Origin of the sequence: Spiroplasma sp. hyd1 (genome assembly GCF_016082235.1) — a bacterium.
GTDB classification, from domain to species: domain Bacteria; phylum Bacillota_I; class Bacilli_A; order Mycoplasmatales; family Mycoplasmataceae; genus Spiroplasma; species Spiroplasma poulsonii.
The window spans coordinates 1-525 of record NZ_JXYY01000141.1; the positions used below are offsets into that span (position 1 = coordinate 1).

Here is a 525-nt window from a genome sequence, read left to right on the forward strand (position 1 = left end):
TTGTTTTAGATGAGTTTAATGTCTTTGCTAGTGAAACAATTATCAACTTGATAAATAAATCGCGTAGTTTTAATTATCAATGTTTCTTATCTTTCCAAACAATTAATGACCTAAAAACAAACAATATGAATTTAACAGATACTATCTTTGGGAATGTTAGCACTATTGTTTGTCACTCATTGAAAGACCCAAATACCGCGGAATATGTAGCGAGTGTTTTTGGTACCCAAGAAACCGAAAAACTAACAAGACAACTTGATTTTAAAAACAACACGGCTGATATGGGTTCGGTGCGTTCGGTCGATGAATTTGTTGTTCATCCGAACGACCTAAAAACCCTTAAAATCGGAGAATGCTATTTAAAAACCACTCTTCCGAGTGGCAAGTTATTTATTAAAAAAATTAAAGTAGTTCCAAATTATTAAATCAATAATATTAAAAATTACTTACTTATCAGAAAGGAAATATATTATGAATACACAAACAGTTCAATTTGAACAACAAGTAAATTATCATTTTGTTAAA

At 29.7% G+C, this 525-nt stretch carries 1 protein-coding gene; it reads left to right on the plus strand.

The window, feature by feature from the left end; all coding sequences use genetic code 4:
* Nucleotides 1–425: TraM recognition domain-containing protein (locus TS70_RS06760; protein ID WP_198049813.1), on the plus strand; the 425-nt coding region annotated here is incomplete at its 5' end.
* Between the last annotated feature and the right edge of the window lie 100 nt (nucleotides 426–525).